18 protein-coding genes and 1 pseudogene are annotated in these 20,805 nt (G+C 73.5%); 18 read left to right on the top strand and 1 reads right to left on the bottom strand.

Annotation, left to right across the window (positions count from 1 at the left end; translation table 11 throughout):
- Window positions 1-5 precede the first annotated feature (5 nt).
- On the bottom strand, window positions 6-488 hold the full coding sequence (locus H7X46_RS22595; RefSeq protein WP_186361307.1) for an SRPBCC family protein: 483 nt from the start codon (window positions 486-488) through the stop codon (window positions 6-8).
- 147 nt (window positions 489-635) lie between these two features.
- On the opposite strand from H7X46_RS22595, the gene H7X46_RS22590 reads away from it, so the two are divergent.
- From H7X46_RS22590 to H7X46_RS22505, 18 genes and pseudogenes are all read left to right on the top strand, one after another.
- Window positions 636-1,787, top strand: coding sequence for a BMP family ABC transporter substrate-binding protein (locus H7X46_RS22590; RefSeq protein ID WP_186361306.1), 1,152 nt, complete (start codon window positions 636-638; stop codon window positions 1,785-1,787).
- Entirely contained in the window at window positions 1,784-3,289 is a 1,506-nt protein-coding gene (locus H7X46_RS22585; protein ID WP_186361305.1) for an ABC transporter ATP-binding protein, read from the top strand. The genes H7X46_RS22590 and H7X46_RS22585 overlap by 4 nt, the downstream gene beginning before the upstream one ends.
- A gap of 24 nt (window positions 3,290-3,313) precedes the next feature.
- The gene (locus H7X46_RS22580) at window positions 3,314-4,387 is read left to right on the top strand and encodes an ABC transporter permease (protein WP_186361304.1); all 1,074 of its coding nucleotides are present in this window, start codon (window positions 3,314-3,316) and stop codon (window positions 4,385-4,387) included.
- Window positions 4,384-5,631: an ABC transporter permease gene (locus H7X46_RS22575; protein WP_186361303.1), complete on the top strand. Its 1,248-nt coding sequence runs from the start codon at window positions 4,384-4,386 to the stop codon at window positions 5,629-5,631. The genes H7X46_RS22580 and H7X46_RS22575 overlap by 4 nt, the downstream gene beginning before the upstream one ends.
- A complete protein-coding gene (locus H7X46_RS22570) occupies window positions 5,631-6,089 on the top strand; it encodes a cytidine deaminase (protein WP_186361302.1) in 459 nt (152 codons plus the stop codon). Before H7X46_RS22575 ends, H7X46_RS22570 begins: the two co-directional genes overlap by 1 nt.
- Window positions 6,086-7,390, top strand: coding sequence for a thymidine phosphorylase (locus H7X46_RS22565; protein ID WP_186361301.1), 1,305 nt, complete (start codon window positions 6,086-6,088; stop codon window positions 7,388-7,390). Before H7X46_RS22570 ends, H7X46_RS22565 begins: the two co-directional genes overlap by 4 nt.
- Before the next feature lie 700 nt (window positions 7,391-8,090).
- Entirely contained in the window at window positions 8,091-9,656 is a 1,566-nt protein-coding gene (gene murJ / locus H7X46_RS22560; protein ID WP_370588911.1) for a murein biosynthesis integral membrane protein MurJ, read from the top strand.
- Window positions 9,657-9,678: 22 nt separating this feature from the next.
- Entirely contained in the window at window positions 9,679-10,809 is a 1,131-nt protein-coding gene (locus tag H7X46_RS22555; protein ID WP_370588910.1) for a MalY/PatB family protein, read from the top strand.
- 421 nt (window positions 10,810-11,230) lie between these two features.
- Window positions 11,231-12,652 (top strand): annotated as a pseudogene (locus H7X46_RS29150) (DUF222 domain-containing protein); the annotation flags it as partial.
- 151 nt (window positions 12,653-12,803) lie between these two features.
- Window positions 12,804-14,336, top strand: coding sequence for a recombinase family protein (locus H7X46_RS22545; protein WP_186361299.1), 1,533 nt, complete (start codon window positions 12,804-12,806; stop codon window positions 14,334-14,336).
- 297 nt (window positions 14,337-14,633) lie between these two features.
- Complete coding sequence (locus H7X46_RS22540; RefSeq protein WP_222131389.1) at window positions 14,634-14,885, top strand: hypothetical protein; 252 nt, start codon at window positions 14,634-14,636, stop codon at window positions 14,883-14,885.
- A gap of 406 nt (window positions 14,886-15,291) precedes the next feature.
- Window positions 15,292-17,409, top strand: a complete 2,118-nt coding sequence (locus tag H7X46_RS22535; RefSeq protein ID WP_222131388.1) for an AAA family ATPase — start codon at window positions 15,292-15,294, stop codon at window positions 17,407-17,409.
- Between the two features lie 2 nt (window positions 17,410-17,411).
- Entirely contained in the window at window positions 17,412-17,735 is a 324-nt protein-coding gene (locus tag H7X46_RS22530) for a hypothetical protein (protein ID WP_186361297.1), read from the top strand.
- Window positions 17,732-18,016, top strand: a complete 285-nt coding sequence (locus tag H7X46_RS22525; RefSeq protein ID WP_186361296.1) for a hypothetical protein — start codon at window positions 17,732-17,734, stop codon at window positions 18,014-18,016. Before H7X46_RS22530 ends, H7X46_RS22525 begins: the two co-directional genes overlap by 4 nt.
- The gene (locus H7X46_RS22520; protein ID WP_186361295.1) at window positions 18,013-18,342 is read left to right on the top strand and encodes a hypothetical protein; all 330 of its coding nucleotides are present in this window, start codon (window positions 18,013-18,015) and stop codon (window positions 18,340-18,342) included. Before H7X46_RS22525 ends, H7X46_RS22520 begins: the two co-directional genes overlap by 4 nt.
- A complete protein-coding gene (locus H7X46_RS22515; protein WP_186361294.1) occupies window positions 18,339-18,845 on the top strand; it encodes a hypothetical protein in 507 nt (168 codons plus the stop codon). The genes H7X46_RS22520 and H7X46_RS22515 overlap by 4 nt, the downstream gene beginning before the upstream one ends.
- Window positions 18,846-19,006: 161 nt before the next feature.
- On the top strand, window positions 19,007-19,849 hold the full coding sequence (locus H7X46_RS22510; protein WP_186361293.1) for a phage major capsid protein: 843 nt from the start codon (window positions 19,007-19,009) through the stop codon (window positions 19,847-19,849).
- A gap of 692 nt (window positions 19,850-20,541) precedes the next feature.
- The gene (locus H7X46_RS22505; protein WP_186361292.1) at window positions 20,542-20,805 is read left to right on the top strand and encodes a hypothetical protein; all 264 of its coding nucleotides are present in this window, start codon (window positions 20,542-20,544) and stop codon (window positions 20,803-20,805) included.

Here is a 20,805-nt window from a genome sequence, read left to right as displayed (position 1 = left end):
ATGCCCTACCTCGGCGGTCGAGCCTCCACGATCTGTCTCACCCGCTCCAGGCTCCGCGCCAGCCCGTCGCGCATCATGCCCTCCCGGTCCCGGCCGAGGAGGCCGGAGCGCTGCAGCAGCCGCACCGGCAGCACGGGGCGCCCGACGCCCTCCCGCCAGGCGATCACCCGCGTGCTGGCCGGGTCGTCGGTGGCCGGGTTGTCGATGGCCGGGGCGAGCACCCAGCCCCACGCCGTCCGTGACTCGGTGACGACGAACGTGAACCGGCGTCCCGGCTCGCACTCGGTGACCCGGCAGTGCGTCGACCAGCGCAGACGCCCGTTCCGGTTGGTGCCGACGAAGCGGGCGCCGACCGCGGGGCCGGTCGCGCCGTGCGTCCAGCGTCCCCCGGTGGCCTCCGGGCTCCACTCGCCGGCCCGGGTGATGTCCGAGACCAGTGCCCACACCCGCTCCGGTGGGGCCTCCACGGTCAGCTCCGCACGATCCACGAGGCTGGACCGTACCGGTCCGTCAACCGCTCGACGATTGCGTGTCACGGCGTTGTCTCGACCCTGCCCGGCGCCGCCCGGGAGCGTTACCGTCCCGCGGAACGGGTGCCACCGGACGGGCGGCGCCGGGACGGGGGGAGGACGTTCGTGCGGATCCAGCAGCGCATCGGACGGCGGAGCAGGGTCGCGACCGCGGTCGCCGTCGCGGCCGTCGCAGCACTCGCACTGGCGGGCTGCGCCCGCGACACCGGCGGCGGTGGGGGGACCGCCCAGGGCGGGCAGTGCGAGCGCGTCGCACCGCCGTCGGTCCCGGCGGCGAGCGCGCAGCCCGCCCCGGAGAAGCCGAGGGCCGACGCGAGCCGCCTCAAGGTGGGCCTCGCCTACGACATCGGCGGGCGCGGCGACGCGTCGTTCAACGACGCCGCCGCGGCCGGGCTGGACCGGGCGGTCGCCGAGCTGGGCCTGCAGAAGGCCAACACCCGGGAGGCCACCGCCCAGCAGGGCGAGAGCGAGGACGCCGGCACGACCCGGCTGCGCCAGCTCGCACAGGGCGGCTTCAACCCGATCATCGCGGTGGGCTTCAACTACGCGACCGGGGTGAGCACGGTCGCGAAGGAGTTCCCGCAGACGAGGTTCGCGATCGTCGACGACGACACCGTGCAGCTGCCGAACGTCACCCCGCTGGTCTTCGCCGAGGAGCAGGGCTCCTTCCTGGTCGGCGTGGCGGCCGCGTTGAAGACCCAGACCTGCAAGGTCGGCTTCGTCGGCGGCGTCGACAACCCGCTGATCCAGAAGTTCGACGCCGGCTACGCGCAGGGGGCCACGGCGGCCGCGCCGAACGTTCAGGTCGACTCGGCCTACATCTCGCCGCTCGGGGACAACTCCGGGTTCAACGACGCCACCCGCGGCACCGAGATCGCCTCCGGCCAGTACGACGGGGGCGCGGACATCGTGTTCGCCGCGGCCGGCCAGTCGAACCAGGGCGTCTTCGCCGCCGCGCAGACCGCGCAGAAGAAGGCGATCGGCGTCGACTCCGACCAGTACAACTCGCCGCAGCTGACCCAGGTCCGCGACGTGATCATGACGTCGATGATCAAGCGGGTCGACGTGGCGGTGTACGACTACGTCAACGCCGTCGCCGGGAACACCGTCGACCAGCTCCCGAAGCGGTTCGACCTGCGCAACGACGGCGTGGGCTACTCCACCTCCGGCGGCTTCGTCGACGACATCCGGCCGCAGCTCGAGGCCTACAAGGCGGCGATCATCGCCGGTCGGATCCAGGTGTCGTCCACCAAGTGATCGAGCACGCCGTCGAGCTGCGGGGGATCACCAAGCGGTTCCCCGGCGTCGTCGCGAACGACGGCGTGGACCTCGCCGTGCGCCCCGGTGAGGTCCACGCCCTCTGCGGCGAGAACGGGGCCGGCAAGTCGACCCTGATGAAGATCCTCTACGGGATGCTGGCCCCGGACGAGGGCACGATCGCGGTCGGCGGCGCCGGGACGCACTTCCGCAGCCCGGCGGACGCCATCGCCGCCGGGATCGGGATGGTCCACCAGCACTTCATGCTGGCCGACAACCTGACCGTCGCCGAGAACGTCCTGCTCGGGGCGGAGCGGCGGCACGGCATCGGGAAGGCGGCCCGCGCACGGATCGCCGAGCTCGCGGCCGCGGTCCGGCTGTCGGCCGCACCGGACACGCTCGTCGAGCATCTCGGCGTCGCCGAGCGCCAGCGCATCGAGATCCTCAAGGTGCTCTACCGCGGTGCCCGGACCGTGATCCTCGACGAGCCGACCGCGGTGCTGGTTCCGCAGGAGGTCGACGAGCTGTTCGCGACCGTGCGGACGATGCAGGCCGACGGCTACACGTTCCTGTTCATCTCGCACAAGCTCGACGAGGTCCGCGCGATCGCGGACCGGATCACCGTGCTCCGCCGGGGGCGCACCGTCGGCACCGTCGATCCGGGGCGGGTGACCAACTCCGAGCTGGCCGAGATGATGGTCGGCTCCGAGCTGCCGTCGCCCGGGACGCGGGAATCGACCGTGACCGAGCGCGAGGTGCTGCGGGTCGAGGGCCTCGGGCTGCCCGACCCGGCCGGCGGGCGGGACCTGCTCGACGGCGTCGACCTCGTGGTGCACGCCGGCGAGGTGCTCGGCGTCGCCGGCGTGGAGGGCAACGGCCAGACCGAGCTCGTCGAGACGATCATGGGGATGCGGCGGCACGCCCGCGGGCGGGTGCTGCTGTCCGGGGAGGACGTCTCCGGCCTGTCCACGATGGCCCGGCGCGAGCGGGGCGTCGGCTACGTCCCGGAGGACCGCACCCGGCACGCCCTGCTCGGCGACCAGCCGCTGTGGGCCAACCGGGTTCTCGGCTTCCAGTCCCGGCCGCCGATCGGGCGCCGCGGGCTGATCGACCGGGCCGCCGCCCGCACCGACACCGAGCGGATCGTCGGCGCGTTCGACGTGCGCACCCCGGGCATCGACGTCATGGCCTCGGCGCTGTCCGGCGGCAACCAGCAGAAGCTCGTCGTCGGCCGGGAGCTGTCCGGGGACCCGGTGCTGCTGATCGCCGCCCACCCCACCCGCGGCGTCGACGTCGGCGCCCAGGCCGGGATATGGGCCGAGCTGCGGCGGGCCCGCGCCGCGGGTCTCGCCGTCCTGCTGGTCTCCGCCGACCTGGACGAGCTGATCGGCCTGTCCGACACCCTGGCCGTCCTGCACGCCGGGCGGCTGGTCGGCACCGCCGATCCCGCCACCGTCACCCCGGAGGAGCTGGGCACGAAGATGACCGGGGCAGTGTCATGAAGGGCCGGACATGAGGGGCCGGACATGACGCGGCTGCGTGGTGCGATCGTGGCGCCCGCGCTGGCGATCGGCGTGGCCGCGCTGCTGTGCGCGGTCGCGCTGGTCGTCAGCGGGGCCTCGCCGTGGACCGCGCTCACCACGATCCTGTCCCAGCTCGGCTCGGGCACGGTCGCCGTGGACACGGTCAACTCCGCGGCCGTCTACTACATCGCCGCGCTGGCGGTCGCGATCGGCTTCCAGATGCGGCTGTTCAACATCGGCGTCGAGGGCCAGTACCGGATCGCCGCCTGCGTGGCCGCGATCGTCGGCGGGACGGTGCCGCTCCCGCCGGTGCTGCACACGTTGCTGATCATGCTGGTGGCGGTGCTGGCCGGCGCGGCGTGGGTCGCGATCCCGGCGCTGCTCAAGGCCTACCGCGGGGTCTCCGAGGTCATCTCGACGATCATGCTGAACGCGATCGCCACCGGGACGATCGCGTTCCTCATCCGCGGGGAGACGTTCGGAGAGCGGCGCGGCAACAACATCACCACCCCGCCGATCCCCGAGTCCGGCTGGTTCCCCGGCATCCCGCTCGGCAACGGGACGATCTTCGGGATGGTGTTCGTCGCCGCCGCGCTGGGGGTCGGCTACTGGTTCCTGCTCGGCCGGACCCGGTTCGGGTTCGAGCTGCGCGCCTCCGGCGAATCGCGGACGGCGGCGTCGGCCGGTGGTGTGAACGCGCGGCGGACGATCGTCGTCGCGCTGCTCCTGTCCGGAGCGGTGGCCGGGCTGATCGGGCTGCCGGAGCTGCTCGGCCGCGACCACGCGTACACGCTCACCTCCCCGCAGGGCTACGGCTTCACCGGTATCGCGATCGCGCTGCTGGGCCGCAACCACCCGGTCGGCATCGCCCTCGGCGCACTGCTGTGGGCGTTCCTGGACAAGTCCGCCGTGGCGCTCGACGTCGTCGGGATCCCTCGGGAGATCGTGCTGATCATGCAGGGGCTGATCGTGCTGTCGGTGGTCGTGGCCTACGAGCTGGTGCGCCGGGTGGAGCGGCGCGCCGAGCAGCGCCGGGTGGCCGCCGCGGTGCCGGAGCCGGTGGGGGCCCCGTCATGACGGCCGTGCTCGCGCGCCTCACCGGCCGGGCCGCGACCCTTCCCGGCTGGGCCCGGTCGGCCCTGATCGCGGCCGGGCTGGTGCTCGTCCTGTCGATCACCGTGACGCTGACCGGGCAGACCCAGCTCGCCTCGTCCGGCACCTCGGAGGCCGCGGTCCGGCTCGGGCTGCCGATCCTGTTCGCCGCGCTCGGCGGGCTCTGGTCCGAGCGGGCCGGCATCATCAACATCGGTCTCGAGGGCATGATGGTGCTCGGCACCTGGGGCGCGGCCTGGGCCGGGTACCTGGGGGGCCCGTGGGCCGCCGTGCTCGGCGGCCTGGTGTTCGGCGCGCTCGGCGGCGGCCTGCACGCGGTCGCGACCGTCACGTTCCACGTCAACCACATCGTCTCGGGTGTGGCGATCACCCTGCTCGGCACCGGGCTGACCAAGTACCTGGCGACGCTGGTGTTCACCCCGGTCTCGCAGAACCCGCGCCAGTCGCCGCGGATCGACGGGTTCACCGAGTTCTCCGTCCCCGGCGTCTCCCCGGGCCTGCAGGCCCTCGAGGCCCAGCAGCGGGTGTTCGTGTCCGACCTGGCCGGGCTGCTGTCCGGGCTGGTCACCGGGCTGACGCCGATCGTCGTCCTCGGGCTCGTGCTGGTGCCGGTCAGCTACGGGATCCTGTGGCGGACACCGTTCGGGCTGCGGCTGCGGTCGGCAGGCGAGTCGCCGGTGGCGGCCGAGTCGCTGGGGGTGAACGTCGTGCTGCACAAGTACGTCGCGGTCGTCGTCTCCGGTGGGCTCGCCGGCCTCGGCGGTGCGGCGCTGGTGCTCAACCCGGCCCAGCTCGGCTACCTGGAGAACCAGGTCGGCGGCCGTGGCTACATCGGGCTCGCCGCGATGATCTTCGGCAACTGGCGGCCGGCCGGGCTGCTGGTCGGCTCGGCGCTGTTCGGCTACGTCGACGGCCTGCAGCTGCGCGCCGGCGGCGACGCCGTGCACGCCCTGCTGTACGGCGCCACGCTCGTCGCGGTCGTGGTCGCGGTGCTGTGGGCGGTCCGGCGCATGTGGACGGCCACCGCGGTCGCGCTGGCGGCCGGCGCCGTGGTCTACGCGCTGTACTGGGCGGCCGACACGGTGCCCTCGGAGTTCGCGTCCTACGCGCCCCAGCTGGTCACGCTGGTCGTGCTCGCGGCCGCGAGCCAGCGACTACGACCACCCGCCCGGCTCGGCGAGCCCTACCGGCGCGGGGAGGGGGCCTGATGGCCGGCGGCGGACCGTCCGGGGCCGGTGCGGACATGATGCGGCCGGGGCCGCCGGAGCCGGACTGGCCCGAGCTCCGGTCGGCGGCCGTCGCCGCGGCCGCGTGGGCGTACGCGCCGTACTCCGGGCTGCGGGTCGGGGCCGCGGCGCTGGTCGACGACGGCCGGATCGTGACCGGGTGCAACGTGGAGAACTCCTCCTACGGCCTCGGTGCCTGCGCGGAGGTGACCCTCGCCGGGCAGCTGCGGCTCACCGGCGGCGGCCGGCTGCTCGCGGTCGCGTGCCGGTCCGGCGGCGGTGACCTGCTCATGCCGTGCGGGCGCTGCCGGCAGGTGCTGTACGAGTTCGGCGGGCCGGAGCTGCTGTGCGACACGCCCCGCGGGGTGCGGCCGTTCACCGAGGTGCTCCCGGACGCGTTCGGGCCGGAGCACCTGCCACCGGGCGGGGGCGCGCGGTGACCCGCGGCGGGGGCCGGTCGTTCGGCGCCGTCGAGGTGATCGCGGCCAAGCGGGACTGTCACGAGCTCACCCGCGCGCAGATCGAGTGGGTGGTCGGCGCCTACACGCGCGGCGAGGTCGCGGACGAGCAGATGTCCGCCCTGGCGATGGCGATCCTGCTCAACGGGATGGACGCCGCCGAGACGGCGCACTGGACGCAGGCGATGATCGACTCCGGGGAGGTGCTGGACTTCGGCGACGTCGGTCGCCCGCTGGTCGACAAGCACTCCACCGGCGGGGTCGGCGACAAGATCACGCTGCCGCTGGCGCCGCTGGTCGCGGCGTGCGGGGCGGCCGTCCCGCAGCTGTCCGGGCGCGGGCTCGGCCACACCGGTGGCACGCTCGACAAGCTGGAGTCGATCCCCGGCTGGCGGGCCTCGCTGTCGACCGCGGAGATCCGGGACCAGCTGGTCGAGGTCGGCGCCGTGGTCTGCGCGACGACCCCGACCCTCGCCCCTGCCGACCGGCGGCTGTACGCACTGCGCGACGTCACCGGCACGGTCGAGTCCATCCCGCTGATCGCGAGCTCGATCATGAGCAAGAAGCTCGCCGAGGGGACCGGCGGGCTGGTGCTCGACGTCAAGGTCGGGTCCGGGGCGTTCATGAAGACCCTCGGCCGGGCCGGGGAGCTGGCCGACGCGATGACCGCGATCGGCGCCGCGCACGGGCTCCCGACGACGGCGCTGCTCACCGACATGTCCCGGCCGCTCGGGCGGTGCGTCGGCAACGCCCTGGAGGTCGCCGAGTCGGTCGAGGTGCTGCGCGGCGGCGGGCCCGCGGACGTCGTCGCGCTCACCGTCGCGCTGGCGAGGGAGATGCTGGTCCTGGCCGGGATCACCGATGCCGACCCGGCCGCCGTGCTCGCCTCGGGTGCGGCCCACGACGTGTGGGAGCGGATGATCGCTGCCCAGGGCGGCGACCCGTCCGCGCCGCTGCCGGTCGCCCGGCACGTGGACGAGATCACCGCCGACCGGACCGGGGTGTTCTCCGGCGCGGACGCCCTCGCCGTCGGCACCGCGGCCTGGCGGCTCGGGGCCGGCCGGGCCCGCAAGGAGGACCCGGTGCAGCCCGCCGCGGGGGTACGGCTGCTCGTCGAGCCCGGGGAGGAGGTCCGCCCCGGGACCCCGCTGCTCGAGCTGCACACCGACACCCCGGAGCGGATCCCGGACGCCCGGCAGATCCTGGGCGGGGCGGCGTTGCTGGTCACGGCCGATCCACCGCCGGACCGGAAGCTGGTGCTGGACATCCGCCGTCCGGACTGACCGCCGCCGGGTGGCGGCGGGCCCGGAACCCCACCTGTTCGCGGCGCCGTCCCACCGTTCCGCGGCGTCCGGTACCGGTGGCCGCGTTCCGCGGAACGCGACGACCGGCACCCGGCGCGCCCGCCGGCCCACCGGCCGGGTGCGTCCGGCCCCGGGCGGGGGTACGCCCCGGAGGCCCCCGTGGCCGCCGTCCGGGCCCCTGCCCGGTGCAGGAGCGTTCCGCGGAACGCGGCCACCGGCACCCGGACACTCCACCGGCCGGGCGCATCCGGCCCGGGGCGGGCGGATCCGTGGGAAGGACGGGGATCCGGCACGATGGAGCGCGATGCGTGAGGACCGACGGGCGGAGCGGGCGCCGATACCCCGACCGGTGATGCCGGAACGGTTCCGTCCGGCACCCGGGGAATCGGACCGGGAGACCACTCGCCCGGTCGGGCGACCGGTGCCGCCCGAGGAGGGGCCGCCGACGACGCCGATCGACCCGGCCGCGGGGCCCCGGCCGCCGGCCGTTCCCGTTCCGCACCCGCCGCGCCCCGGCGGACGGTCGGCGCCTCCCCCACCCGCGCCGGGCACCGCGGACCCCGCGCCGCCCGCCACCGCGGACCCCGCGCCGCCCGGTGGCAGCCCGGCCCCGGGCCCGCCGGCCGCCACCCGGACGGCGGGCACCGAGAACACCGGCTCGCTCGTCCGGTCGTCCGGCATGATCGCGATCGCGAGCCTGGTCAGCCGGATCACCGGATTCGTCCGGAACCTGGCGCTCGTCGCGGTGCTCGGCCTCGCCGTCGTCAACGACTCCTACACCGTCTCCAACACGCTGCCGAACATCGTCTACGAGTTCCTCATCGGCGGCGTGCTCACCAGCGTGATGATCCCGGTCCTGGTGCGCGCGCAGGCCGAGGACGCCGACGGGGGCGAGGCCTTCACCCGGCGGCTCCTGACCGTGGTCGGCGTCGGCCTGCTGGCGGCGACGGTGCTGGCGATGGCCGCGGCACCGCTGCTCACCCGCCTGTATCTCGGTTCCGGCAGCTCCGGACAGTCCAATCCGGAGCTCGCGACCGCGTTCGCCTGGCTGCTGCTGCCGCAGATCTTCTTCTACGGCGTCGGCGCCCTGCTCGGCGCGATCCTGAACTCGAAACAGGTGTTCGGGCCGTTCGCGTGGGCCCCGGTGCTGAACAACCTCGTCGTGCTCGTGGTGCTCGTCGTGTACGTGCTGGTCCCCGGGGAGATCTCGGTCGACCCGGTGCGGATGGGCGATCCGAAACTGCTGGTCCTGGGCCTGGGCACGACCCTGGGCATCGTCGTGCAGGCGCTGGTGCTGATCCCGTTCATGCGCCGGATCGGGTTCCGGTACCGCCCGCTCTGGGGCTGGGACCCGCGGCTGAGCGTGGCCGGCGGCATGGTCGGCTGGATCATGGGTTACGTCCTCGTCGGGGCGATCGGCTACATCGTCACCACCCGGGTGGCCGCGGCCGCCGACGGTGGCTCGGTGTCGACGTACCAGAACGCGTGGCTGCTGCTGCAGGTCCCGTACGGCGTGCTCGGCGTGTCCCTGCTGACGGCCCTGATGCCGCGGATGAGCCGGGCAGCGGCCAGCGGCGACACGGCCCAGGTCGTCACCGACCTCTCGCTGGGCGCCCGGCTGTCCACGGTCGGGCTGCTGCCGATCGCGGCCGTCATGACGGCGTTCGGCGGCGCACTCGGGACGGCCCTGTTCTCGGTCGGTGCGGGCAGCGGGGCGGGCGCTGCGCGGCTGGGGGAGACGGTCGCGTGGTCGGCGTTCGGGCTGCTCCCGTACGCGGTGACGATGCTGCAGATGCGCGTCTTCTACGCGATGACCGACTCCCGCACGCCCACCCTGATCCAGCTGGGCATGGTCGGGGTGAAGATCCCGCTGCTGCTGGCGTGCCCGCTGGTCCTCCCGCCGGAGCAGGTGGTGCTGGGGCTGGCCGCGGCGAACTCCCTGTCCTTCGTCGGCGGGGCGGTCCTCGGCCAGCTGCTGCTGCGGAGACGGCTGGGGCGCGCGCGCAGCGGTGAGGTGCTGAACACCGTGGTCCGGGTGGCGCTCGCGTCCGCGGCCGGCGCCGCGGTCGCGTGGGGCCTGGCCCGGCTCGTGGAGCCGGCGACGGCGGGCTGGCCGGTCGTCGCGCAGGCGTGGACCGTGCTCGTCGGTGGGTCGCTCGTCGCCCTGCCGCTGGCTGTCGCCGGGATGCGGTTGCTGAAGGTGAAGGAGCTGGACGCGGTGTTCCGCCGCTTCTCGCGGAGGTGATCGGCGTGCCAGCATCGGCCCCGTGCCGCCGCTGGAGTTCCCCCCGCTGACCGAGCTGCGCCGCCGTACGAGCATGAAGTGGCGGACCCACGACGACGACGTGCTCCCGCTCTGGGTGGCCGAGGCCGACGTCCCGCTCGCCCCCGCGATCGTCGACGCCGTCACCCGCGCCGTCCGGCGCGGCGACACCGGCTATCCCGCCGGGGACGGCTACCCGACGGCCTTCGCACGGTTCGCCCGCGACCGGTGGGGGTGGGACCGCCTCGACCCGGCCCGCTCGCTCGTCGTCCCGGACGTGATGCAGGGGATCGTCGAGGCGCTGAAGGTCGTGCTGCCGCCGGGGGACGCCGTCGCCGTCACCCCGCCGGTGTACCCGCCGTTCTACGCGTTCCTCGCGCACGGCGGGATGCAGCCCGTCGGCGCGCCGCTGGGCGAGGACGGCCGGCTGGACCTCGCAGCCCTGGACGCAGTGTTCGCCGACGGGCGCGTCGGTGCGTTCCTGCTCTGCTCGCCACACAACCCGACGGGCACCGTGCACACCGCCGAGGAGCTCGCCGCCGTCGCCGACCTGGCCCGGCGGCGGCAGGTCACGGTCGTCGCCGACGAGATCCACGCTCCGCTGATCGATCCGGGCACCCCGTTCACCCCGTGGCTGAGCGTCCCCGGCGCCGAGAACGGGGTCAGCCTGATGTCGGCCACGAAGGCGTGGAACCTGGCCGGGCTGAAGGCGGCGATCGCCGTCACCGGGCCGGAGGTGGACCTCGGGCGCTTCCCCGCCGGCATGCTCGAGGCCGGGGCGAGCCACGTGGCGGTGCAGGCGCACGTCGCCGGTCTGGACGACGGCCGGGACTGGCTCGACGAGTTCCTGGCCGCGCTGGCGTCGCACCGCAGGCTGCTGGCGGCGCTGCTCACCGAGCACCTGCCGGCGGTCCGGTACCGGCCGTCACCGGCGACGTTCCTGGCCTGGCTGGACTGCCGGCAGCTCGGGCTGGGCGACGACCCGGCGGCGGCGTTCCTCGAGCGGGGACGCGTGGCCCTCAACTCCGGCCTCCCGTTCGGGGACGGCGGGGCCGGGCACGCGCGGCTCAACCTCGCGACGAGCCCGGAGATCCTCACCGAGGCCGTGCGCCGGATGGCGGCCGCGTTGCCGTAGATCCCCGGCTCGGGGACGGGACCCGCCCGGCCACCGTCAGCCCGGCCCGCGCCGCGTCCCCGGGTCCGCGCCGCGTCCCCGGGTGGGCGCCGCGGCCGCCCCGATGGCGCGTGGGCGCGGGCATCGCCGCGCTCGGCCTGACGGCGGTACCGGCGCTCTCGACGCGCCGGCCGTCTCGCGCGCTCGGCCGGGCCGGCGTGAAGCGATACCCCGCCGGTGCGGTTCCGGTCCGGTTGTCCGTGCGTTCCGCGGAACGCGGTGAGACGTGCGTGAAGCCGGTGAGCCGTGCGTGGACGCGGCTCGTTCCGGCATTCCGCGGAACGCCCGACGGGGCCCGCCCGGGGCTCGCGGGCCGAAAAACGTCGGACCTGCCTGCCATCCTCCCGCATGGGAACATCAGTTCGAAATCCGGGAGTGTCCGATGTCCATCACGACCGAGCCCGTCCCGCTACCGGCCCTGAGCCTGCCCGACCTGGAGTCGGAACTGCTCGGCCTGGCGGGGCACATCGCCGCCGCCGAGTGCCGATTCCTGCAGCTGCTCGCCGAGTTCGACCGGCGCGGCGGCTGGAGCGGAGTCGGTATCCGGTCCTGCGCGCACTGGCTGTCCTGGCGGGCGGGGATGAGCCTGCGCACCGCGACCGAGCATCTGCGGGTGGCCCACGCCCTGGAGAACCTGCCCCGTGTCACCGCCGCGTTCGCAGCCGGGCGGATCTCCTACTCGAAGGTCCGGGCGATCACCAGGGTGACCGGGTCGGACAGTTCGGTCCTGGCCCGGATCGCGGCGGCAACCGCAGGTGCGGACGGCACTGATGTCGTGGCCGCGCACGCCGAGACCGGCGGATCCGGTGCGCCCGGCAGTATCGATGACCCAGCCGATGACGCAGCCGATGACGGAACCGTCGACGCAGCCGATGAGGTACCGGGAACCACCGCCGGTGGTGCGTTCACTCCTGCCTCCGCGACCGGGGAGAGCGGTACCGGGGTCGGGCGCACGGCCCACTGCGACCCCACGGCCGAGGACAGCACTCCGACCGGCCAGGACACCGCGAGCGCCTGCCGCTCGACCGGCAGCGCCCAGGCGACCGGCGGGGCGGCGGGCACGACCGCACGCGTCACGGCGACCGGCGACGGCGCGGCGGCCGACGGCTCCACCCGGGCCGGCCACGACACGACCCCCGACGGCTCGACGGACCCGCACACCGGAACGGCCGTGCACGGCGTGGCCGAGCCCGAGGTCGCCGAGCAGGTGCTCCTGGACCTGGCCCTCTCCGGCACGGCCAGCCACGTCGAGACCGTGGTCCGGGCCGTGCGCCGCCGGAGCACCCCGCCTGCGGGTTCCGCGGCCCGCCGCGGCGTGAGCTGGTACCACGACGCCGACGGCTCACTCGTCCTGCGCGGGCGGTTGACGCCGGACGACGGCGCGGTGCTGATCGCGGCCATCGACGCGCTGCTCCCGGGGCCGGACGCGGTCCGCGAGACGGACTGCACCCCGGTCGACGGCCTGTACGGGGCGGCCCGCCGACACCGGGAGCTCGAGCAGGAGCCCGGCAGCGTGGCGGACCGGACGGCGGCCCGCCGCGCCGACGCGTTGCTGACCCTCGTCCGGGGGCAGGACGCGGCCGACGGCCCGACCGTCGAACGGGGAGCCGCGCAGGTGATCGTCCATCTGGACGCCGCCACCGGAACGGCGCAGCTCGCCGGCGGCCCCGCGATACCCGCTCCGACCGCGGAGCGGCTGGCCTGCGACGCCCGCGCCCAGGCCCTGCTCGACGACCGCCGGACGAACCGGCTCTACCTGGGGCGTTCCCGTCGCCTGGCCTCGCCCGCCCAGATCGCCGCACTCACCGCCCGCGACACCGCCGACGGCGGGGGCTGCCGGTTCCCCGGCTGCGGCCGTACCCGCCACCTGCATGCACACCACGTCCGGAGCTGGCTGCGCGGCGGCCCCACGGACATCGACAAGCATCAGCCTTCCTATTGGTACCGTACGGGTCATGACGACGACGCGCAACGGCACGACCCCTACGGCGCGGGAGTACCTGCGGGTCAGCCTCGACCGGTCCGGGCGGGCGCGGTCCCTGGACGAGCAGCACGACGACAACGCCGCCACCGCCGAGCGCGAGGGCTGGACGCTGGGCACGCCGTACCGGGACGAGTCGGTGAGCGCGTCGCGCTACTCGAAGAAGGTCCGGGACGGATTCGCGGAGCTGATGGCCGATCTTGACTCCGGACGGTTCGGTGCCTCGGTGCTGATCATCTGGGAGTCCTCGCGCGGGTCCCGGCGGGCGGGCGAGTGGTGCGACCTGATCGACATCTGCGCCGAGCGCGGCGTTGCCATCCATGTCACCACGCACGGGCGCACCTACGATCCGACCAACGGCCGCGATCGGCGCACCCTCCAGGAGGACGCCGTGGACAGCGAGTACGAGTCGTCCAAGGTCTCCCTGCGGGCGAAGCGGGCCGCCGCCGCGAACGCCGCGGACGGCAAGCCGCACGGTCCGGTCGCATACGGGTACCGCCGCACCTACGACGGACACACCCGGCGCTACATCGGCCAGGAACCGCACCCCGACGAGGCGCCGGTGGTCGCCGAGCTGTTCGACCGGGTGATCAAGGGGCACTCGCTGCGGTCGATCACCGCCGACCTCGCCGAGCGCGGCATTCAGAAGCGATCCGGCGGACCGTTCTCTGGAGCGCACCTGCGGTCGCTGCTGCTCAACCCCACCTATGCAGGGCTGCGGGTGCACGACCCGGGACGGAACGGGGTGCGCGGCACCCAGCGGCCCGCGGCGCTCAGCACCGACGCCCGCATCGTCCCTGGAGCCTGGCCCGGCATCGTGTCCGAGGCCGACTACTACGCGGTACAGCGCATCCTGACCAACCCGACCCGGCGAACCACTCGGCCCGGCCGCGGTGTCCATCTGCTCTCCATGATCGCCCGGTGCGCCGAGTGTGACTCCCGACTGGCCGCGACCAACCGAGCCCGGAGACGGGAGTACCAGTGCCACGAGCGCGGGTGCGTGCGAGTCGACGCCGATGAGCTGGACTCGATCGCCGAGAAGGCCATGCTGAAGTGGCTCGCCCGCGCCGACATCCATGAGGCGCTCGCCGCGGGCAATGACGATCAGAACGCCGAGATTGAGAATGTGCGTGCCGAGATCGCCTCACTGCGGACCCGCCTGGATGAGCTGGCCGACGCCGTGGCCGATGGATCGGTCTCGCTGACCCTGGCCGCCCGCACCGAGCCGCAACTGCTGGAGCGGCTGCGGGCGGCCGAAGCTCGGGAGCGAGAGCTACAGACCCCGTCGGCGCTGCGCGGGTTGATCACGCCTGGCAAGAACGTCGCGGCAGCGTGGGGCAAGTCTCCGATGTCGACTCGCCGGGCGGTGGCTCGGATACTGCTGGCCCCGGACCTGCTCGGCACGCTGGTCGCGCACCGGCGCCCGGAGGGCCGCCGCGGCGGCGGGGCGACTATGCCAGTGGTCGAGCGGATCGACTGGTTGCGCAGCACCGACGCGGCGAAGTAGTGCGCAGCAGGTAGCACGTTGCTACCGTTAGCGCACTCGCTAGCCGTGATCACGAAGCGGCCCGCGCCGAGTCTCAGGCGGACTGAAACGCCGGTGCGGGTGGTGGCCCCTCGGGTCCACGCTCCGCGGGCGCGGTGAACGACGGAGGGCAGTAGGGGTCCCGGGCGGACCCGCTGCCGGAGGTCCGACGGCCGGGTGCCGCGGGACGTCGAGCGTGATCCCCAGGCCGTCCGTGCCCGGGGGGTCGCCTCCTCGAACGCGGCCCGCTGGGCACTGCACCCAGCGGAGTCACCGCCCATGACCGTCAACGAGACGCAGCGTCGCCGCCCGCCTCTGACCCCTGAGCAGCGGCGGGAACGCGCCTCCCTCGCCGCGCGCACCCGGCACCGCGGCCCCGACGACCCCAGCGTGGACGACGACCGGCGCAGGTTCGCCGTGGACCGGCTCGCCGACCACATCCGCGAGGTCGTCGAGTCCGCGCCCGCACCGACCGCCGAGCAGATCGAGCGACTTCGCGGGCTACTGCCGTCGCTTCACCGCCCGCTGTAGACACCACGACGCCCCCGCGCGTACGTGGTGCCCGACCATCCCGCGCGAGGGCGTCAGCCCGATAGGAGCTGACGTCAATCATGCATGACCACGACGGCCACGGCGAGACCCTCGCGCCGCGGTCGCTTCCCACTAGTCGATGCCCGCGCTGCGGGAGCCAGGCGTGGTCCTGGCTCGGCGCGCCCGGAGTCCTCTGTGGCCGGTGCCGAAGCGTGGATGCCGTCCCGGCGGAGGAGTCGCCTTCTGCCGCGACGACGCCCGTTCTGCCGCACATCCGGTTCCTCGACGAGCACGGCGACGTCGCCGTGAACATCGGGCGGTCCCGGCCGCCGGTCGCTGCGGTCCCGACGCAGCAGCGTCGTCGGCGGAGCCGAGCGCGGAGCCCGAAGCGCGTAGGGGCCCGCCGATGAGTGCCCCGATCGACAGGGTGCGCGCCGCCCTGGAGGACCACGGGTTCATCGTCAACAACGGCCGGGCGCAGTGTCCCGGCCATGACGACAGGACCCCCTCGCTGTCGATCACTGAGGACGACCGTGGCGTCGGGCTGAAGTGTCACGCCGGATGCGAGACCGGCGACGTCGTCGGCGCCCTGGGGCTGCGGATGGCCGATCTGTTCGCCGACCCCGCACCGCCGAGCCGGAACGGCGACGGCGCGCACCGGGCCCCGCCCGCGGGCAGCGCCGAGTACGTCTACCAGCGCGCCGATGGCACCGAGTTCGCCAAGGTCGTCCGGCGGGCGGGCAAGAAGTTCCACCAGGTGCACCGGGTGGGCGAGCACTACGAGTTCGGCGGCTGCCCGGAGCTGAACACGACGCTCTACCGGCTGCCGGAGGTGCTCGCCGCCGCGGCGGACGGTCGGCAGATCCTCGTCGTCGAGGGTGAACGCGACGTCGAGACCGCCCGCGAGTACGGCGTCACTGCCACGTGCAGTGTCGGCGGATCCTCCGGAGGCTGGAAGGCCGAGCACACGGCGGCGCTCGTCGGGGCGGATGTGCTGGTCGTGCGCGACCGAGACGATCCGGGCCGGGCCCATGCCGAACGGGTCCGTGCGGCCCTGTCCGGCCGGGCTCGGTCGGTGCGGGTGGTCGAGCCGGTGCCCGGCCACAAGGGCGCCGACCTGACCGACCACGTCCACGCCGGATACGGGGTCGAGGACCTGGCCGACGTCGAGACGGTGGCGACCGGCCGCCAGTCTCGGATCACCTGGGCCTCACAGATCGAGCCGGAGCCGGTCGTGTGGGCCTGGACAACCGAAGACGGGCACGGGCGAGTTCCGGCCGGGTCGCAGGTCATCGCGGCCGGGCGGGAGGGCACCGGGAAATCCTCGTTCGCGATCTGGATGGCCGCACAGATCAGCCGGGGCACGCTGCCCGGCGCGTTCCACGGCACCCCGCGCCGGGTGCTCTACGTGACCGTCGAGGACTCGTGGAAGCACACGATCGTTCCGCGGCTGATCGCCGCCGGGGCTGACCTGTCGATGATCGGCCGGTTCGACGTGATCACCGAGTCCGGCGCCGACGGGGCCCTGTCGCTGCCGCACGACAATGACCTTCTCGAGTCCGAGATCATCCGCCACGAGGTGGCGGCGACCATGGTGGACCCGTTGATGTCCGCGGTCGCGCAGAAGATCGACACCCATCGGGAACGGGAGGTCCGGACCGCGCTTGACCCGCTGACCGCCCTGGCCGACCGCACCGGCGCCGTGATCCTGGGGATCGCGCACTTCAACAAGTCCTCCGGTACCGACGTGTCCAACCTGATCACCGCCTCCGGCGCGTTCAAGAACGTGGCGCGGGCCGTGCTCGGATTCGCCCGGGACGACGACGGGCGGGTGATGACCCAGACCAAGAACAGTCTCGGTCGCGATGATCTGCCATCGCTGAGCTACACCCTGACCCCGGTCGACATCCCCACCCCCAAGGGCACCGCGGCGACGGCCCGGTTCGACTTCACCGGCCCCTCGTCGCGATCGGTGGAAGACCTGCTGCGCGACGCCAAGGAGACCAGCGGGGATCCCGACGAGCGCGCCGAACGCGACCACGCCGTGGACTGGCTGAACAAGTACCTGAACGACAAGGGCGGGACCGCGCCGTTCCAGGACATCCGCGAGGCAGCCCAGAAGGTCGACATCCCGGAGCGGACGTTGCAGCGGGTCCGCCACCGAGCCGGAGTCCGGTCCAGGCGCCGCGGATTCCAGCAGGGAGCTATCTGGTCGATCGACTCGGATCATCCCCGCCGCGCCAGGGAGAGCCCCCAGGGTGGCATGACTGGCGGCATTGGCTCCGACCAGGGCGAACGCACTGGCGCCGATGACGAGCCTGGCGCGGATGATTGGAGCGTTTCCGCAGGTCACGCTCAATCAGGTCATTCGCGCCGTTCCATGGACTCTCCCCAGGATCCAGGCGCGGATAGGCCCTGCTGCTCCCGCTGCCGTCATCCCAGCGACCACCCACTGATCAACGGGCGGTGCCGGTCCTGCGCCTACCCGCCCGGCACCGATTCGCCCTACCGAGAGGAGAACTGATCATGACCACCGACACCACCAGCGCCACTCCGGCCGAGCACGGCTGGCCGACCGATACCGGCCCGCTGTGCACGCTTCGCGACCGGTTCCCCGAGTCCAGCGTGGACTGGCTGGTCGACCCGTGGCGGGTGCCCCGCTCGGATCTCCCGAGTCAGTGGGTCTATGTCGCCGAGCCGTCCCGGCTGCGGCCCGATGATCTGACCGAGCTGGACTGGCTCACCCACAACGGGTGGGACGTGGAGGTCGGCACTGAGGTGCGGCACAACCGCGACGGCCGCGCCGTGGCCGTCCGTATCACCCCTGGCGAATGGAGCCGCCTCGCATGAGCACCAACGACGGAACCACCGATGCCGAGGGCCGGATCGAGATGTGGGGCATCGCCCCGCACACCGGTGCCGGTGACCGTTCCCTGATCGGAGTGGCCGCGATCGGCACGACCGCCATCGGCCCGGACGGCGTCGACACCCTCGCCGGGGTCGAGCTGGCGATTCCGGCCGAGGTCGTGTCCGAGCACGGCACGGTCCGGTTTGACGTCGCCACCGCCCGCGCGGTGAGCGCGCACATGATCCACGCTGCGGATGTCGCCGAGCGGGAGGTGAACCGATGACCGCCCACTGCCCGGCGTGCGGCGGTCAACGGCTCGACCCGCACCCGGCGGTGGACCCGTTGCGGTTCGCCCATGATCAGGGGTGCCCGCTGCTGGCCGCCGAGGATGCCCGGCGGGTCGCCGATGCCGACTACGTGTGGCCGATCGGGTGGGAGCCCCGGGCGACCACCGACACCGAGGCCGCGTTGCTGGCCGCGCTCGGCATCACGGCCACCCCGCACACCACCATCGTCACCAGGGTGAGCCCCGGCATCATCCGCCGGTCCTTTCTGGACGAGGTCGGCAACCCGATCTCCCTCGACCCGGCCCCCGAGGAGGCACCGTGAGCACCGAGACCCGCGACCCGAACACCGCCACCGACCACTCAGAGGCCCCTGAAAGCGCCGCTGCGGCCCGCACCGCCCCGCCGGAGGGCGAGGGCACCGGCGGACGGGAGAACGGCACTGAGGCCACGGAGGAGTCCGGCAACGCCGAGGCCGCGGGGTACCGGCGACGGCTCCGTGAGGCTGAGGCCGAGCGCGACCGGCTGGCCGAGCAGGTGACCGCTCTCCAGCGCCGGGAAGCCGAGCGGGTCGCCGCCGAGCACCTGGAGGTCGGCTCCGACCTGTTCGACGTCGGCAAGGCCGAGCTGCACGACCTGATCGACGACGACGGGCACCCGGACCCCGACCGGATCCGCACCGCGGCCGCGACCCTGGTCGGTGCCCGGCCCGGGCTCCGACGTTCCCCGTCGTCGGCCGAGGTCCGCGCCGGTATCGGGCAAGGCTCCTACCCCTCCGGTGCCCGGCCGTCGGGCGCGTCCTGGTCCGAGGCCTTGCGCACCCGGTAGCCTCCACAGTGCACGGACCGGCGTCCGGCTCAGGTCAGCCCGCCGGTCCGGCACGCCGCCCCGGGTGGGCCGCGCGGAGACGGGTGGATCCCGCCGCGTGAATCCTCAGCAGACGACACGCGAGCATCGGCGCGCGTCCACCCTGGAGTGTTCACATGGTCATGACCACCGGAAACGGCTCGGCGATCTTCTCGCCGGAGCAGGTCTCCGCCCTGTTCGTCGAGCCGGTCATCGCCCGCGCGGTTGCCACCGACCCGGCCGTCGCCACCGTGGTCCGGCTCAAGGGCCCGACCTGGCGAGCCCCCAGGATCACCGCCGACCCCTCGGCGGGCTGGGTCGCCGAAGGTGGCGAAATCCCCGTTTCGGATGCCGCGCTGGACGAGGTGGTCGTGGTTCCGTCGAAGGTAGCCGGGCTGACCGTCGTCAGCTCCGAGCTGCTGGAGGACTCCGACGACGTCGCCGCCGGGGTGCTCGGCGATGGGTTGACCCGCGACACCGCCCGCCAGCTCGACACCGCGTTCGTCGGCGATGGCACCGCGCCCAACACCCCGACCGGGCTGGCCGGGGTCGGCTATCAGGAGATCGTCGGCGGCGCCCTGGTCGACCTGGAGGCCTTCGCCCGCGCGGCCGCCGCCGCCGAGAACGTCGGCGCCAACATCACCGCCTGGCTGTGCAGTAGCTCGATGGCGCTGCGCCTGGCCGGACTCAAGGACGGCGACGGCAGCAACCGCGGCCTGCTCCAGCTCGACCCGGCCGCGCCGAGCCGGAGGATCGCCGAGGGCCGTCCGATCATCGTCACCCCGGACGTGCCCGCCGATCAGGTCTGGGGCGTGGACGCACGCCGGATCTTCACCATCCTGCGCACCCTCGACGCCGAGGTCACCGCCGACGCCAGCCCCTACTTCAGCAGCGACCGGGTCGCGGTCCGTAGCAGGCTCCGCGGCGGGTTCGGGTTCATCCACCCGGAATCCGTCGTGCACATCACCTACAGCCCGGCCGTCTGATGAAGGCTTAGCTGGTCGGAACCAAGATCGACAGCACGATGAACAGGACGTTCAGCCCGACGGCGACCCCCGTCGTGACCGCAGCTGCCGTGCGATGGCGGCTTGGCGACGACGCAGCACGAGCCGCCACGGTCAATCCGAGCGAGAGCACCAACATCACGAGGGGAATGATCCCGAGACCTGCCCGCCAGTAGAGGGTGGTAAGGATCGCGAGTGAGCCAATAGTCCAGGCAGCGATGGCGAGGCCAGGGCCAGTAGCCTTGGCAGCAGAGGGGTACGTCATGACCTGCCAATCGGCGTAGCGCGCACTACCCGTTACGGCGGACCTGAGCAGCTCATCAGAACTGTGGACCGAGAGTCCCCATCACCAGCGGCGCTTCAATCATCCCCCCGGAGATGAGGGCGGGGGACGCCTTCCCCGCCTTGTGCAAATCCCGCCGCAGCCTGGCCCGAGCCCGACGCCCACGCCCCCGCACCCGGGCCTACGGGCCTGACCCGAGGCCGACGACCTAGAGGTCCGAGACCCCCGGGGTCCCACCCCCTCCCCGGGCCCGCGGCGACCCGGCACGCTCTGCCTCTCGGATTCGTCCCAGATAGGAGATCGGGTCACCTGATCGTGTCACGAGCTACTCGTGGTGCCGCACTTATGGGCGACTAGTCACTAAAGCATCACTCTCCGTACCTTCCCAAGCATGACTTCGCGTACATCGCAACCCTCGATCGGGCGAGACGACAAGATCCGGGAGAACCGGCTGCGGCGGGCCGCGCAGCGGCAAGGCCTGATGCTGGTCAAGTCCCGTCGCCGCGACCGGCGGGCCGAGGACTACGGGCTCTTCGTCCTGGTCGACGACACGATCGGCAACAAGGTCGGCCCCCGCGGCGGGCAGGCTGCGGTCTCGGCGTTCGCCCGCGGTGAGGGCATGGATCTCGACGGTATCGAGCGAGAGTTGGGCTGA

Origin of the sequence: Pseudonocardia sp. C8, assembly GCF_014267175.1 — a bacterium.
Lineage (GTDB): Bacteria > Actinomycetota > Actinomycetes > Mycobacteriales > Pseudonocardiaceae > Pseudonocardia.
This window is presented reverse-complemented; position numbering and strand designations above follow the sequence as displayed.